The following is a 12,567-nucleotide window of genomic DNA, read 5'->3' on the forward strand; positions in this document are numbered from 1 at the left end:
CGAAGCAATTTCCGCTTGCATATGCAGCGATGAGTTGCGCATGAACAAATGACAAAAGCTTCGTGGCGCGCGAAGGCATCGGTCCCTAGAGTGGCCAGCCTCTGCCTTTCGACTGACTGCTTTTTTCTTCTTCGGCCGCGCGACGCGGCCCCGCTCTTCCCATGCACTTCCCACCCTCTTCCTCGCCCGCCGTCTCCCGGCGCCTTCTGCTTCGCGCCGGCGTCGGCGCTGCCGTCGTGGCCGCCTCGGCCCCGCTGTTCGCCCAGCCGCGCGCCCGCACGCTGCGCATCGGCTACCAGAAGTTCAACACGCTCAACATCCTCAAGGGCACGGGCCAGCTCGAGAAGGCGCTCGCACCGGCCGGCGTGAACGTCGAGTGGCGCGAGTTCCTCGGCGGCAGCCAGCTGTCGGAAGCACTGGCGGCCGGCGCCATCGACTTCGGCCACGCCTCCGACGGCATCGGCGTGTTCCAGCAGGCCAGCGGCAAGGGCCTGGTCTACCTCGCGGCCGAAAGCCCCTACCCCGGCGGCGTCGGCTTCCTGGTGCCGCGCGACTCGCCGATCCGCAGCGTGCGCGACCTCAAGGGCAAGAAGGTCGTCACCGGCCGCGGCTACAACACCCAGTACGTGCTGATCCGCGCACTCGAGGCGGCCGGCCTGCGCTACGAAGACATCGAGCCGGTCTACATCGTCACGGCCTCCGACACCGTGGCGGCCTACCAGTCGGGCAGCGTCGCGGCCATCGGCCTGTGGGACCCGTTCCTGGCCGGCGCGCAGGTGGCGACCGAGTCGCGCCTGCTGTTCGACGGCACCGACCTGAGCGGCAACCGCACCTACCACTTCGCGCAGCCCGCCTTCGCGCGCGCCAACGCCGACACGCTGCGCACCGTGTTCGCCGAGCTGCGCAAGGCCAACGACTGGGCGCAGGCCCACCCCGGCGACGTGGTGGCCACGCTCGCACCGCAGCTCAAGGTCGAGCCCAAGGTGCTGGCGCTGGCGACCGAACGGCGGCACTATGGCGTCGTGGCGCTCACGCCCGCCATCGCCCGCGAACAGCAGGGCCTGGCCGACGTGTTCGCGCAGCTGAAGCTCATTCCCCAGCCCATCGCGGTGAAGGATGCTTTTCTCGACCTGAACCTTGTGTGACGACGAAACCTCTCGCCCCGTGACCCGTTCCCCTACTCATTACGACGCGATCGTCATCGGCCTGGGCGCCCTCGGCGCGGCCACCCTCTACCAGCTCTCGCAACGCGGTGCGCGCGTGCTCGGCATCGACCAGTTCGCGCCGCCGCACGACCGCGGCTCCTCGCACGGCGATTCGCGCATCACGCGGCTGGCCGTCGGCGAAGGCGACGAGTACGTGCCGCTGGTGCACCGCTCGCACGCCATCTGGCGCGAGCTCGAGGCGCGCACCGGCCGACCGCTGATGACCACCACCGGCGGCCTCATCCTCGCGCCGCGCGACCGCGTGGCCGAACACCACGGCAAGTCCGACTTCGTGCGCCGCACCATCGCCTGCGCCGAGCGCTTCGGCATTGCGCACGAGGTGCTCGACGCGGCCGGCATCCGCGCGCGCTACCCGCAGTTCCACCTGCAGGGCGACGAGATCGGGTACCTCGAATGCGACGCCGGCTTCGTGCGCCCCGAAGACGCCATCGCCGCCCAGCTCGCCGTGGCCCGCGCCGACGGCGCACAGACCCGCACCGGCGAGCGCGTGCTGGGCGTCGAGCCCGTGGGCAACGGCGACACCGTGCGCGTGCGCACCGAAACCGCGAGCTTCACCGCCGACCAGGTGGTGGTCGCGGCCGGCGCCTGGCTGCCCGAATTCCTCGGCCGGCAGGCGCGCACCGACTGGCAGGCCCACTTCTCGGTGCACCGGCAGGTGATGCACTGGTTCGACACCGGCCCCACCGCCGCGGCCGACTTCGCGCCCGGGCGTTTTCCCATCTTCATCTGGATGTTCGGCGACGCGCAGGAGGACTACATGTACGGTTTTCCGGCCTCCGACCCGTCGCAGCCCGCGCTGAAGGTCGCCACCGAGCAGTACGTCGACGCCACCACGCCCGACGCGCTCGACCGCGAGGTGAGCGCCGAAGAAACCGCCGCCATGTACCGCCACCGCGTGGCCGGGCGCTTTCCGCAGATCGCAGGGCACGCACTCAAGGCCCGTGCCTGCATGTACACCGTGACGCCCGACCGCCGCTTCGTGATCGACGCGCTCGACGGCCTGCCCAACGTGCTGATCGTCTCGGCCTGCTCCGGCCACGGCTTCAAGCACTCGGCCGGGCTGGGCGACGCCATCGCCGACCGGGTGCTGGGGCGCGAAAGCGCGCATGGCCTCGACCTGCGGCCCTTTGCCCGCGAGCGACTGGCGACCTCGCAACACCCCTGAGGCGCCCGCGCGCGATCCGGGGCATCATCGCTTCCGATCTTCAGTTTCTTCGGAGGCAGCGCGCGATGCGATTCCTGATGGTGGGTGCGGGAGCACTCGGTGGTTACTTCGGCGCACGCCTGCTCGCGGCAGGCCGCGATGTGACCTTTCTACTGCGTCCCGGCCGCGCGGCCCAGCTGGCCACGACCGGGCTCGTGGTGCGCAGCCCCTTCGGCGACCTCGACCTGCCCACGCCGAAGCATGTGCTGGCCGAGCAGATCGGCGGCCCGTACGACGTGGTCGTGGTCGGCTGCAAGGCCTACGACCTCGACGCCACCATGGATTCGTTCGCGCCCGCCGTCGGGCCCGACACCGTCATCCTTCCGCTGCTCAACGGCCTGGGCCACATCGACCGGCTGGTCGCGCGCTTCGGCGAGGCGCGCGTGCTCGGCGGCCTGTGCATGATCTCCGCCACCCTCGACGACGAGGGCCGCGTGCAGCACCTGAACGACATGCACAGCCTGAGCTACGGCGAACGCGCGGGCGGACGTTCGCCGCGCATCGACGCCATCGCGGCCCAGTTCGCCGGCGCGAACTTCACGGCCACCGCGAGCGAGACCATCGCACAGGACATGTGGGAGAAGTGGGTCTTCATCGCCTCGGCCGCGGGCCTCACGAGCCTGATGCACGCCTCCATCGGCGACATCGTGGCGGCCGGCGGCGAAGACGTGGCGCTCGCGATCTTCGACGAGTGCTGCGCCATCGCCGCCCACAACGGCTTTGCCCCGCAGCCCGGCGCCATCACGCGCGGTCGCGCAGTGGTCACGACCGCCGGCTCGCCCATGACCGCCTCGATGTACAAGGACATGGCCCGCGGCGCGCGCGTCGAGGCCGACCACATCCTGGGCGACCTGCTGGCCCGCGCGCCGCGCAGCGCCTCGGCCACACCGTCGGTGCTGCGCACGGCCTACGTGCACCTGAAGGCCTACGAGTTCCGGCGCGCCCGCGAGGCCGGTTGAACGGCGGCAAGCTCATGGCCGACACGCTCGCCTTCCTCCATACCGCGCAGGTGCATGTGCAGACCTTCGGCAGCCTGGCCCGCGAGATCGCGCCCGAGCTGCGCGTGCAGCACCTGGTGATGGAAGAGCTGCTCGCCGATGCGCGCACCCTGGGCGTCGACCACGCCGGCCTGGTAGCGCGCGTCCACGAGGCCATGCGCGACGCCGCCTCGGACGGCGCTTCGGTGGTCGTGTGCACCTGCTCGACCATCGGCGGCATCGCCGAAAAGACCGCCACCGGCGGCGCCTTCGCCGCCCTGCGCATCGACCGCGCCATGGCCGACCGCGCCGTGCGCAACGGCCCGCGCGTGCTGATCGTCGGCGCCGTCGAAAGCACCATCGACCCGACCCTGTCGCTCGTGCTTTCAGCCGCGCGGCAGGCCGGCGTCGGCATCCGCGCCAGCACGCTGCTCGTCGAAGACGCCTGGGTGCATTTCCAGTCCGGCGACATCGCGCGCTACGTCGCCACGCTGGCCGAATCGATCCGCGCCGCGGCCGACGGCACCGACGTGATCGTGCTGGCGCAAGCGTCGATGGCGCCGGTGACGGGGTTGCTGGCGGACCTCAAGGTTGATGTGCTCAGCAGCCCGCAGTTGGGGGTGGCGCATGCGGTGGCGACGTTGCGCGCATCGAACACCGCCTGGGCATCCACCCGTACCGGCCTGACGGGCTGGTAGCCCCCGCGGCGCGAACCCGCTTCTGGGCGCGCCTAGTCCGACTTGAGGATCGTCTCCCCCTTCAACGCCCCCATGTCGCGGATGTTGAAGCGGTGGCGCTTCCAGCCCGCCCAGGTGCGGCGGAAGTTGGCGAGGGAGATGCCGTAGTACAGCACCTTGAACATGCGCAGCGCGCCCCACATCGGCGTGCCCTTGTAGATGTCGCCGGCCAGCAGCGACATCAGCGCCTCCTTCACCCGGAACGGGTTGCCGGGGTACATGAACATGTCGCGGATGGTCGGGTTGGTCACGCGGTAGATGAACCACGAGTACTCGCGCGGGCCCTTGCGCATCATGGCCTCGAAGCCTTCTCGGGCGCGGGCCAGTTCGGCCGGCTGGTCGAGCGCGGTGGCCACCAACTCGGCGCCGTCGAAGGCGCTGTGCATCGCCAGGTACACGCCCGAGGAGAACATCGGGTCGATGAAGGTGAAGGCGTCGCCCAGCAGCAGGTAGTTGTCGCCGGTGGCGTGCGTGCTCGAGTACGAGAAGTTGCCCGTGGCGTGCACGGCGTCGTCGACCAGGGTGGCATTCTTCAGGCGGTCGGCCAGCACGGGGCACAGCGCGATGGTGTCGTAGAAGAATTCCTTCAGCGATTTTTCGCGCGTCTTCAGGTAGTAGGGCCAGCACACCGCGCCCACGCTGGTCGTGCCGTCGGCCAGCGGAATGAACCAGAACCAGCCGTGCGGAAACCAGCAGATGCTGATGTTGCCTTCCTTCTTGCCCTCGAGCCGCTCGGCATTGATGAAGTGGCCGAACAGCGCGGTGCTGTTGTGGTCGGGGTTCTTCTGCTTGCAGCGGAATTTGTTGGCCAGCAGCGTGTCGCGGCCCGTGGCGTCGATCACGAAGCGCGCGCGCCAGCTGCGCTTGGCACCGTCGTCCATCACGGCCTGCACGGTGGCGCCGTCGGCGTCGAAGGCCACGTCGCGCACCTTGCAACCCTCGAAGGCCTGGGCGCCGCGCGTGGCGGCGTTGCGGAACAGCAGCTCGTCGAGCTCGGAGCGGCGCACCTGCCAGGCGGAGTCGAGCGACTTGTCCCAGCCTTCGGCGAACTCCACGTAGCTGCGGTGCTCATGCTCGGGCGAGACGAACTCGATGCCGAACTTCGGCATGCCGATCTTCTCGACCTGGTCGCGCACGCCGAGCTTGTCGAACAGCTCGACGTTCGCGGGCAGCAGCGATTCGCCGATGTGAAAGCGCGGGTGGTGCTCTTTCTCGACCAGCACCACCCTGCGCCCCTGCTGCGCCAGCAGCGCCGCGACGGTCGAACCCGCGGGGCCGCCGCCGATCACGAACACATCGCAGGAATCGCTGACAGAAGAAGGAGCACCGGAAGAAGAAACCTGAGGCTGGGACATGCGAAGACAAGCAGCGTGATGGACAGCGACAGAGCATAGCGCGCCCGCATCGCACGACGCAAAACGGGCTGGCGGCGCGGGGCCGGAGGCGGCACACTGGCGACCCGTTCAGCCCCCTCTACCCCTTGCGCACCATGACCCTGCATCGCCTTGCCCTGCTCGCCGCCCTCTGTGTGTCTGCCGCATGGAGCCATGCGGCGGGGTTCAGCTTCATCGAGGTGCCGGCCGACAAGGACGGGCCGGCCTTGCGTGGCGCGGTGTGGACGCCTTGCGAGGCGGCGCCCGGCGAGATCGCGTTCGGCCTGATCGCCATCTCGGCCAGCAAGGACTGCCCCATCGCCGGCACAGGGCTGCCGCTGGTGCTGATGTCACACGGCTCGGGCGGCTCGTTCCTCGGACACCACGACACGGCGGCAGCGCTGGCCCACGCGGGCTTCGTGGTCGCCGCCATCAACCATCCGAACGACAACTTCCAGGACATGGAACGCCGGGGCCATCTCTCGACATTTGCCGCGCGGCCCGTCGATATGCGCCGGCTGGCGGATCACATGCTCAAGACGTGGTCCGGCCATACAAGAATCGCCGCCGACCAGGTCGGCTTCTTCGGCTTCTCGCGCGGCGGCTACACCGGCCTCGTGGCAACGGGCGCGGTGCCCAACTTCAAGCTGGGCCTGCGCTTTTGCACGCCGGCGTCGAAGATTCCGTTCTGCGGCCAGATCCAGCGCCAGGAACTGCCAGCGCCGCCGGTGCGCGATGCGCGCATCAAGGCGGCGGTGATCGTCGACCCGTTGAGCTTTTTCGATGCCGAGGGGCTGAAGCAGGTCACAGTGCCCGTCCAGCTCTGGGCCTCCGCGCGCGGCGGCGACGGCGTGACGCTGGACGATGTCGAAGCGGTTCGCCGCAACCTGCCTTCGGCACCGGACTGGTACGTGCCCGCGAACACCGCGCACTTCGCCTTCCTGGCGCCCTGCGCGCCGGCCATGGCCAAGGCCTTGCCGGAGATCTGCAGCGATGCGGGCGGCTTCGACCGCGTCGCCTTCCACGCCGACTTCAATGCCAAGGTGCTCGCCTTCTTCAGGCAGCACCTGGCATCGAAGCCCTGAGCCGGCTCAGCGCGTGCGCCTCTGGCCGGCGAGCCGCCGCACCACCGTCACCAGCCGGTCGATCTCGTCGAAGGTGTTGTAGAACGCCAGCGACGGCCGCACCGTGGTCTCGACGCCGAAGCGCCGCAGGATCGGCTGCGCGCAGTGGTGCCCCGTGCGCACCGCGATGCCTTCGTCGTTGAGCGCGTGGCCCACCTCCTCGGTGGTGTAGCCGTCGAGCACGAAGGACATCACGCTCGCCTTGTCCGCCGCCGTGCCGATCAGCCGCACGCCGGGAATCGCGCCCAGTTGCGCCATGCCGTACACCAGCAGGTCGTGCTCGTAGCGCGCGATGTTCTCGATGCCGACCTTGTTGACGTAGTCGATGGCCGCGCCCAGGCCCACGGCATCGGCGATGTTGCCGGTGCCGGCCTCGAACTTGTTCGGGATCGGCTGGAACACGGTCTTCTCGAAGGTCACGTCAGCAATCATGTTGCCGCCGCCCTGCCACGGGGGCATGTCTTCGAGCACCTCGCGCTTGCCCCACACCACGCCGATGCCGGTCGGGCCGAACACCTTGTGGCCGGAGAACACGAAGAAGTCGGCGCCGATGTCCTGCACATCGACCCGCATGTGCGACACCGACTGCGCGCCGTCGACCAGCGCCTTCGCGCCCGCGCGGTGCGCCAGCTCGACGATCTCCTTCACCGGCACCACGGTGCCCAGCGCATTCGAGACCTGCGTGACCGCGACGATCTTCGTGCGGTCGTTGAGCAGCTTGCGGTACTCGTCGAGCAGCACCTGCCCCGAATCGTCCACCGGAATCACGCGCAGCTTCGCGCCCTTGGCGGCGGCGAGCTGCTGCCACGGCACGATGTTGGCGTGGTGCTCGAGGTTCGACACGATGATCTCGTCACCCTCGCCCACGTGCTGGCCGCCCCAGCTCTTGGCCACGAGGTTGATGGCCTCGGTGGTGCCGCGCACGAAGATCACTTCGTCGACTTCGGGTGCATTGATGAACTTGCGCACGCGCTCGCGTGCGCCTTCGTAGGCATCGGTCGCACGCGCGGCGAGTTCATGCGCCGCACGATGGATGTTCGAGTTCTCGTGCTCGTAGAAGTACGCGATGCGGTCGATGACCGACTGCGGCTTGTGCGTGGTGGCCGCGTTGTCGAACCACACGAGCTGCTTGCCGTTCACCCGCTCCTGCAGGATCGGGAAGTCGCGGCGCACGGCATGCACGTCGAACGGCGGATGCTGGCCGCTGCCGGCCAGCGGCGCCGCGTCGGGGCCGCGCGGATCGGGCTTGGCCGGCGTGACGAAGCCGTTGGGCAGGCGCACTGCATCGACGAAGTAGAACTGCGCATCGCGTCCGGCCGGCGCCGAAGGCGGGCTCGGTGGCAATGCGGGCTGCGCCGTCGGCGCGGCAAGGCCCGCGAACGGATCGTGGATCGCAAAGCCATCGCTGGCGCTGGCCGCCGGATGCCCGTAGCTGTGGTTCAGGAAGTAGAACGGCGATGCGGAGGCGGCCTGCGGCGACACAGGCGCCCCCACCTGCTGCGGCACGCCCTGCACCACGCCGCCCGAACGCGGCTCGAAGGCCGGCGCCACCGACAGCACCGTGTCAGGCACGCCGTTGCCCGCCACCGCATGCGGCAGCAGCGCCGGCGCGCGGTTCGCGAGCGACGGCAGCTGCGTGGGCGATGCGGGCAGCACATTGGCGCCCGGAACCTGCCCTTGCGGGATCGGCGTGCCCGGCACGCTCGGCCCGAAGCCGGCGGGGCTCACCAGCGGCGAGCCCGGCGGTGCGATGTTGGCGGGAAACTGCGCGCCCGGCGGCGCGGAGAACATGGCGCTGGCCATGCGCGCGAGAACGGCCGGATCGAACGGCGCCTCGCCCGGGAACGTGGGTGTGCTGCTCACCGCGGCTTACTTGTAGGTGTCGGGATAGTCGTGGTACTTGCCGATCTCGACGTCGTCGAGCACGGCCAGCGCGTCGGTGGTCAGCACCGCGAGCGAGCAGTACAGCGAGATCAGGTACGACGCGATCGCGTGGTTGTTGATGCCCATGAAGCGCACCGACAGCCCCGGGCTCTGCTCGCCCGACAGGCCCGGCTGAAACAGCCCCACCACGCCCTGGCGCTTGTCGCCCACGCGCAGCAGCAGGATCTTGCTCTTGCCGTCGGCCACCGGCACCTTGTTCGACGGAATCAGCGGAATGCCGCGCCAGGTGATGAACTGCGAACCGAACAGGCTCACCGTGGGCGGCGGCGTGCCGCGGCGCGTGGCTTCACGACCGAACGCGGCAATGGCCAGCGGATGCGTGAGGAAGAACGCGGGCTCCTTCCACACCTTGGTCAGCAACTCGTCCAGGTCGTCGGGCGTGGGCGCGCCGGTCAGCGGAAAGATGCGCTGCTCTTCGCTCACCTGCGCCAGCAGGCCGTAGTCGGGGTTGTTGATAAGCTCGCTCTCCTGGTTCTCCTTGATCGTCTCGATCGTCAGGCGCAGCTGCTCCTTGATCTGGTCGTGCGGGCTGCTGTACAGGTCGGAGATGCGGGTGTGCACGTCGAGCACGGTGCTCACGGCATTGAGGTAGTGCTCGCGCGGGTTCTCTTCGTAGTCGACGAAGGTGCGCGGCAGCTGGTTCTCTTCTTCGCGCGAGGTGCAGGTGACCTTGATCGACTCGGGGTTCTTGACCTTGTTGACGCGGTAGATGCCCGCTTCCACCGGCACCCATTGCAGCAGGTGCGTCAGCCAGCGCGGGCTGATGGTCTCGAGTTGGGGAACGGTCTTGGTGGCGTTGGCTAGCTGGCGGGCGGCGTTGTCGCCAAGGGCGGTGGTACCACCGACTGTTGCACTCATGGATCAAGGCTCCGTGGGTTGAGGAAAAAGTGATCGCCAGTGTCTGGCGACCACGGGTTTCCCCTCAACAGGCTATAGCCGCCAAGTTGATCCGCCGTGCAAGGCGCGACTGCTCCAGTTGCTCGCAACGCGCGAGCAGGTTGACGATGTTGATGCCCAGCGCGGTGGCCAGCTTCTGCGCCGTGACGATCGACGGGATCACGCGCCCGCGCTCGATCTCGCCCACGTACGAGCGGTTCAGATCGGAACGCTCGGCCAGCTCTTCCTGCGACCAGCCCTGCCCTTCGCGCAGCTGGCGCACGGTGACGCCGAAGTCTTCGACAAAGGCCTTCATACGCTGCCCGCCTTCGGTGCGCTGTTGTTCTGCAGGCTGGCCTGCGTGACGCTGGCGCCGGGCTTCACGTCGTCGGTGATCCACACGTTGCCGCCGATGACCGCGCCCTTGCCGAGCGTGACGCGGCCCAGGATGGTGGCGCCCGCGTAGATGACCACGTCGTCCTCCACCACCGGGTGGCGCGGCAGGCCCTTCTGCAGGTTGCCTTCGGCGTCGGTGGGAAAGCGCTTGGCGCCGAGCGTGACGGCCTGGTACAGCCGCACGCGCTTGCCGATGACGGCCGTCTCGCCGATCACGACGCCGGTGCCGTGGTCCATGAAGAAGCCCGCGTCGATCGTCGCGCCCGGGTGGATGTCGATGCCGGTCTGCGCATGCGCCAGCTCGGCGACGATGCGCGCGAGCAGCGGCAGGCCGAGCTCGTAGAGCCGGTGCGCGAGGCGGTGATGGATCATCGCGAGCACGCCCGGATAGCACAGCAACACCTCGTCGACGCTGCGCGCGGCCGGGTCGCCCTGGTAGGCCGCGAGCACGTCGCTGTCGAGCAGCCGGCGCAGGCCCGGCAGCGCGTTCGCGAACTGGCGCACGGCTTCGGTGGCTGCAGCGTCGATCTCGCTCGCGGGGCGCGGTGCCAGCCGTGCGTTGAAGTTCAGCTCGAGCCGGGCCTGCACCAGCAGCGCCTGCAGGGCAGCGTCGAGCGTGTGGCCCACGTAGAAATCCTCGCTCTCGTGGCGCAGGTCCGGCGGACCCAGCCGCATCGGAAAGAGCGCGCCCTTGAGCGACTCGACGATCTGCGCCAGCGCATCGCGCGACGGAAACTCGCGCGCACCAGGCTCGCGCGAACGGCGCTGCGAATCGCGCCACTCGTCGCGCACCTCGTGCAGGGCGCGCACGATGTCACTCACTTCGAATTGAGCCATGTGTTTTTTCCTCCCGTGTGTTTCTGTCTGTGTGGGTTCGGGGTTCAGTCCTGCACCCACGGCAGGCCATGGAAGCGCCAGCCGTCGGACCCGCCCCGGTGCTGCCGCGCATCGATCTCGCCCTCGAAGCCTTCGAGCACGTTAAACACCTGCGTGAAGCCGGCCTTGGCAGCGGCTTCGGCCGCCAGCGCGGAGCGCTTGCCGCTGCGGCACAGCAGCAGCACCACGGCCTCCTTGCCGCCGTCCTTGGCCAGCTTGGCCTCGAGCTCGCGCACGAAGCGCGGGTTGCGGGTGAGCGCGGTGCCCGTGGCCCAGGCCACGTGCAGGCTGTCGGGCACGTGGCCGACGAATTTGCGTTCTTCGCCGGAGCGCACGTCCACGAGCAGGGCCTGGCCGTCCTGCACCAGCTGCCAGGCCACCGGGGGCGTCACGCCGCCGGCGTAGGGCCAGTTCTTTTCGATGGCTTGCGCGCGCGCCTGTTCGAGGGCGGGCGGCAAGGCGATGACATCTTCAACTTCCACGGACATGCGGTTCGGCTCCTGTTGTACGTTGGTCATTCCATCTTCCTTGATGGCGATAACCACCACTGTAGAAGTGCGAAGGCCAAGGTCAAACGACTCAAAAGTCGATTCTTAACAACCTTGTGATCTATGGGGTGCTGGGTCTGGGTGCTTCAGGGCGCGCTCACGCCGACGGGGTACCTTGCTCCGCGAATGTCCTCCGGGCTTCGCCCTCCCCCTTGATTTCGCTGCGCAAGGCACCCCATCGACGTGAGCGTGTTCAGTGCGGTGGTTGATCGACTGCACACCACCGCCGCGTCCCGTGCGCAGGACACCGGGTGCTTCCCGCAGCGAAATCAAGGGGGAGGCCGCAGGCCGGAGGACATTCGCGGAGGGAAGTACCCGGTGGCCTGCGCACACGCCCCGAACCAGCAGCGCTGAAACGAAAAACCCCGGCACCAAAACAGCACCGGGGAATCGCAAAGCCCGAGGGTCCGTCAGAGCTTGGCGATCGAAACTTCGGTCGACTTCACGAGTGCGACCACGTCGGAACCCACCTTCAGCTGCAGCTCGTCGACCGAGCGCGTGGTGATGACGGAGGTGACGATGCCCCAGGCGGTTTCGACATCGACTTCGGAGACGACGTCGCCGCGGATGATCTCGCGGACCTTGCCCTTGAACTGGTTGCGGACGTTGATGGCTTGGATGGACATGGTGATTTCTCTTTCAGGGTTGACAGGGGTTGTGAGTGAAAACGGTCGGCGCTCAGACGATCTCGGCCACGTCGTCGAACGCCAGCCGGGGTCCGCGTTCGAAAGTGCCGGCGTGGTCGGCCACGCCGAGGTTGACGAGGAAGTTCGCGCGATAGCGGCCGTCGGGGAAGAAGGCCTTGTCGACCAGGTCGGCGTTGAAGCCCGACTGCGGCCCCGCGTCGAGCCCGAGCGCGCGCGCCGCCAGGATCAGGTAGGCGCCCTGCAGGCTGCTGTTGCGGAAGGCCGTGGCCTGCGCGGCGTCGGCGCTCTTCTCGAAGAAGGGCTTGGCGTCGTAGGCCGGGAACTGCGTGGGCAGGTGCTCGTAGAAGCGCGTGTCGTGCGCCACGATCACCGTCACGCCGGCCTGCAGCGTCTGCGCGGTGTTGCCCGACGACACGGCCGGCTTCAGCTTGGCCTTGGCCTCCTCGCTGCGCACGAACACGTAGCGCGCGGGCTGGGCGTTGTAGGCGGTCGGGCCCCACTTCACGAGGTCGTAGAGCTGGTGGATCAGCGCGTCGGTCACGGGCACCGGCTTGAAGGCATGCACCGTGCGCGCCTTGCGAAACAGCTGGTCCAGCGCGGCGTCAGGAATGGCTTGCAATTTGGTCATTTCTTGGAACG

General features: G+C 68.6%; 13 protein-coding genes. 5 read left to right on the forward strand and 8 right to left on the reverse strand.

The features are described from left to right. The first annotated feature begins 161 nt into the window (after positions 1 to 161). From AC1RAA_RS05685 to AC1RAA_RS05700, 4 genes are all read left to right on the forward strand, one after another. Positions 162 to 1,145 carry an aliphatic sulfonate ABC transporter substrate-binding protein gene (locus tag AC1RAA_RS05685; protein WP_492727036.1) on the forward strand — a complete coding sequence of 328 codons (984 nt, stop codon included), beginning with the start codon at positions 162 to 164 and terminating at the stop codon, positions 1,143 to 1,145. 19 nt (positions 1,146 to 1,164) lie between these two features. Further along, complete coding sequence (gene solA, locus AC1RAA_RS05690; protein ID WP_492727038.1) at positions 1,165 to 2,391, forward strand: N-methyl-L-tryptophan oxidase; 1,227 nt, start codon at positions 1,165 to 1,167, stop codon at positions 2,389 to 2,391. 65 nt (positions 2,392 to 2,456) lie between these two features. Further along, the gene (panE, locus tag AC1RAA_RS05695; RefSeq protein WP_492727040.1) at positions 2,457 to 3,389 is read left to right on the forward strand and encodes a 2-dehydropantoate 2-reductase; all 933 of its coding nucleotides are present in this window, start codon (positions 2,457 to 2,459) and stop codon (positions 3,387 to 3,389) included. Positions 3,390 to 3,403: 14 nt separating this feature from the next. Continuing rightward, complete coding sequence (locus AC1RAA_RS05700; RefSeq protein ID WP_492727044.1) at positions 3,404 to 4,105, forward strand: aspartate/glutamate racemase family protein; 702 nt, start codon at positions 3,404 to 3,406, stop codon at positions 4,103 to 4,105. Positions 4,106 to 4,137: 32 nt separating this feature from the next. On the opposite strand, the gene AC1RAA_RS05705 is transcribed toward AC1RAA_RS05700, so the two are convergent. Beyond that, complete coding sequence (locus AC1RAA_RS05705; protein WP_492727047.1) at positions 4,138 to 5,499, reverse strand: NAD(P)/FAD-dependent oxidoreductase; 1,362 nt, start codon at positions 5,497 to 5,499, stop codon at positions 4,138 to 4,140. A 134-nt stretch (positions 5,500 to 5,633) separates the two neighbouring features. Between AC1RAA_RS05705 and AC1RAA_RS05710 the strand changes: the two genes are divergently transcribed. Beyond that, a complete protein-coding gene (locus AC1RAA_RS05710) occupies positions 5,634 to 6,602 on the forward strand; it encodes an alpha/beta hydrolase family protein (RefSeq protein ID WP_492727050.1) in 969 nt (322 codons plus the stop codon). A 6-nt stretch (positions 6,603 to 6,608) separates the two neighbouring features. On the opposite strand, the gene AC1RAA_RS05715 is transcribed toward AC1RAA_RS05710, so the two are convergent. The 7 genes from AC1RAA_RS05715 to AC1RAA_RS05745 form a co-directional block, all read right to left on the reverse strand. Beyond that, positions 6,609 to 8,444, reverse strand: coding sequence for a family 2A encapsulin nanocompartment cargo protein cysteine desulfurase (locus AC1RAA_RS05715; protein WP_492728333.1), 1,836 nt, complete (start codon positions 8,442 to 8,444; stop codon positions 6,609 to 6,611). A gap of 66 nt (positions 8,445 to 8,510) precedes the next feature. After that, the gene (locus tag AC1RAA_RS05720) at positions 8,511 to 9,443 is read right to left on the reverse strand and encodes a family 2A encapsulin nanocompartment shell protein (RefSeq protein ID WP_042579703.1); all 933 of its coding nucleotides are present in this window, start codon (positions 9,441 to 9,443) and stop codon (positions 8,511 to 8,513) included. Between the two features lie 64 nt (positions 9,444 to 9,507). Next, positions 9,508 to 9,777, reverse strand: a complete 270-nt coding sequence (locus tag AC1RAA_RS05725) for a helix-turn-helix domain-containing protein (protein ID WP_062470032.1) — start codon at positions 9,775 to 9,777, stop codon at positions 9,508 to 9,510. Continuing rightward, on the reverse strand, positions 9,774 to 10,694 hold the full coding sequence (gene epsC / locus AC1RAA_RS05730) for a serine O-acetyltransferase EpsC (protein ID WP_062470029.1): 921 nt from the start codon (positions 10,692 to 10,694) through the stop codon (positions 9,774 to 9,776). Before epsC ends, AC1RAA_RS05725 begins: the two co-directional genes overlap by 4 nt. Before the next feature lie 44 nt (positions 10,695 to 10,738). Beyond that, a complete protein-coding gene (locus tag AC1RAA_RS05735) occupies positions 10,739 to 11,221 on the reverse strand; it encodes a rhodanese-like domain-containing protein (RefSeq protein WP_139704307.1) in 483 nt (160 codons plus the stop codon). Between the two features lie 470 nt (positions 11,222 to 11,691). Further along, positions 11,692 to 11,907, reverse strand: a complete 216-nt coding sequence (locus AC1RAA_RS05740; RefSeq protein ID WP_007829250.1) for a TOBE domain-containing protein — start codon at positions 11,905 to 11,907, stop codon at positions 11,692 to 11,694. A 52-nt stretch (positions 11,908 to 11,959) separates the two neighbouring features. Further along, on the reverse strand, positions 11,960 to 12,556 hold the full coding sequence (locus AC1RAA_RS05745; protein WP_492727054.1) for a malonic semialdehyde reductase: 597 nt from the start codon (positions 12,554 to 12,556) through the stop codon (positions 11,960 to 11,962). Positions 12,557 to 12,567: the final 11 nt, after the last annotated feature.

Source organism: Variovorax sp. GW823-FHT04F07, from assembly GCF_058795995.1.

Excerpts from the sequence above, each read along its gene's own strand:
- AC1RAA_RS05710 (WP_492727050.1), top strand. The coding sequence starts at position 5,634 with ATGACCCTGCATCGCCTTGCCCTGCTCGCCGCCCTCTGTGTGTCTGCC.
- AC1RAA_RS05745 (WP_492727054.1), bottom strand. The coding sequence starts at position 12,556 with ATGACCAAATTGCAAGCCATTCCTGACGCCGCGCTGGACCAGCTGTTT.
- AC1RAA_RS05725 (WP_062470032.1), bottom strand. The coding sequence starts at position 9,777 with ATGAAGGCCTTTGTCGAAGACTTCGGCGTCACCGTGCGCCAGCTGCGC.
- panE (WP_492727040.1), top strand. The coding sequence starts at position 2,457 with ATGCGATTCCTGATGGTGGGTGCGGGAGCACTCGGTGGTTACTTCGGC.
- AC1RAA_RS05735 (WP_139704307.1), bottom strand. The coding sequence starts at position 11,221 with ATGTCCGTGGAAGTTGAAGATGTCATCGCCTTGCCGCCCGCCCTCGAA.
- AC1RAA_RS05685 (WP_492727036.1), top strand. The coding sequence starts at position 162 with ATGCACTTCCCACCCTCTTCCTCGCCCGCCGTCTCCCGGCGCCTTCTG.
- AC1RAA_RS05720 (WP_042579703.1), bottom strand. The coding sequence starts at position 9,443 with ATGAGTGCAACAGTCGGTGGTACCACCGCCCTTGGCGACAACGCCGCC.
- AC1RAA_RS05705 (WP_492727047.1), bottom strand. The coding sequence starts at position 5,499 with ATGTCCCAGCCTCAGGTTTCTTCTTCCGGTGCTCCTTCTTCTGTCAGC.
- AC1RAA_RS05715 (WP_492728333.1), bottom strand. The coding sequence starts at position 8,444 with ATGGCCAGCGCCATGTTCTCCGCGCCGCCGGGCGCGCAGTTTCCCGCC.
- AC1RAA_RS05700 (WP_492727044.1), top strand. The coding sequence starts at position 3,404 with ATGGCCGACACGCTCGCCTTCCTCCATACCGCGCAGGTGCATGTGCAG.
- AC1RAA_RS05740 (WP_007829250.1), bottom strand. The coding sequence starts at position 11,907 with ATGTCCATCCAAGCCATCAACGTCCGCAACCAGTTCAAGGGCAAGGTC.
- epsC (WP_062470029.1), bottom strand. The coding sequence starts at position 10,694 with ATGGCTCAATTCGAAGTGAGTGACATCGTGCGCGCCCTGCACGAGGTG.